This window comes from Moraxella sp. (genome assembly GCF_024227015.1).
Classification (GTDB): Bacteria; Pseudomonadota; Gammaproteobacteria; order Pseudomonadales; family Moraxellaceae; genus Moraxella.
Map to the genome: position 1 here is coordinate 1 of NZ_JAAELD010000258.1, position 543 is coordinate 543.

At 47.7% G+C, this 543-nt stretch carries 1 protein-coding gene; it reads left to right on the forward strand.

Going from position 1 to position 543, the window contains the following annotated elements; all coding sequences use genetic code 11:
- On the forward strand, window positions 1-522 hold a 522-nt coding region (locus tag GY683_RS06035), incomplete at its 5' end, for a transposase (protein WP_297287883.1).
- Window positions 523-543 lie beyond the last annotated feature (21 nt).

Here is a 543-nt window from a genome sequence, read left to right on the forward strand (position 1 = left end):
CACAAAATGCGCGAAAAATGGCAAAAACAAATACCTCTGATGGCCCACATTCTTGATCATCCGCAAAGCCAAGAGCTGGAAGTCATCAGCGGTATCATTGATGCAAACTCTACCATCTGTCAGTATATTTTGCAAGACTTGAACACAGGTAAGTCCGAGACCCAACGTGCCGGCGCCAAGGGTATGAGTGCTGACCAGGTGCTGCGATGTGTCATAGTCAAAACTCTTTTCGGTTTCACTTATCAGGATTTGGCCTTCCACATCGTCGACTCTAGCAGCCTGCGGTGGTTTTGTCGCATCGGCATTGCCGATGAAGGCTTTAAAAAATCGGCCTTGAATCGCAATATTAAGTGCATCACGGATCAAACCTGGGAGATGATAAATCGCGACATCTTGGGTTATGCCAAACAAGAAAACATTGAAAAGGGGCGAGTTGTTCGTACGGACTGCACGTCAGAGTTAAATCCAACATTCATAAGCCCCGCGATTCGAATCAACTGTGGGACTGCGTGCGGGTTTTGACGCGCCTTATTACGCGCAGTC